Annotated in this window: 1 protein-coding gene; it reads left to right on the forward strand. The window is 29.8% G+C overall.

Annotation, left to right across the window (positions count from 1 at the left end; translation table 11 throughout):
* Positions 1–140: 140 nt before the first annotated feature.
* A complete protein-coding gene (locus Xhom_RS25210; RefSeq protein ID WP_069315036.1) occupies positions 141–695 on the forward strand; it encodes a hypothetical protein in 555 nt (184 codons plus the stop codon).
* Positions 696–711: the final 16 nt, after the last annotated feature.

Raw genomic sequence — 711 nt, forward strand, 5'->3', positions numbered from 1 at the left:
AGTATCAATGATAACGACATTCAAAATAATGTAAATTTAAGCTCGGCTTTTTCGGTTGGAATGTATACGCAATTAAGTTCGATACTACCTCCGACAAAAAGCCGACTTTTTTATACGAATGGGCAGCTTAGGGAGAGGCGATGATGATAGTTTTTAACCCAAAAAATTATTTGCTGGGGCGAAAAAGTAAATTAATTACTTTGTTTGTTATGTTTTTCTCTGTGCTTTATTTGTACAGTTACAGAGAGGTTAATATACCCGAAGATCTATTTTTTTATACAGATAAATATTGCCATGTGAATGATGAATGTATTGTCAATATGAAAAATATCACACCATTTGAGTGGGATTATATGTATGTAATAAACAGTGGATATGAACGTAAAGAGGTTGAAAGTGCTATAAACTTAAAAATTGATGTGGATTTGGATAACTTTTCAAAAATTATCTTTGTTAGAGATAACAAACTTGTTCATCTTGAGCATTATTTTTATGTTTCGGATTTCGAAAAAGCATTATTATTGAATTTTGATGTTAAGAAAAAGGAAAAAAAACCTATTGAGTATTACGTCATATCAAAAGATGATGCCGACGTTTTAATGAAAAAAGAAGAAGATACCGATAATAGATCTGATAAAAGATCTTTTTATTGGTTTTCATATGCGAATGAAAATCAAGTGGTTAGGATAGATTAGATAAATAACCCGAATT

It is taken from the genome of Xenorhabdus hominickii, assembly GCF_002632725.1.
GTDB lineage: Bacteria > Pseudomonadota > Gammaproteobacteria > Enterobacterales > Enterobacteriaceae > Xenorhabdus > Xenorhabdus hominickii.

Bases quoted from the DNA above. Each gene is read 5' to 3' on its own strand.
- Xhom_RS25210 (WP_069315036.1), top strand. From the start codon at position 141: ATGATGATAGTTTTTAACCCAAAAAATTATTTGCTGGGGCGAAAAAGT.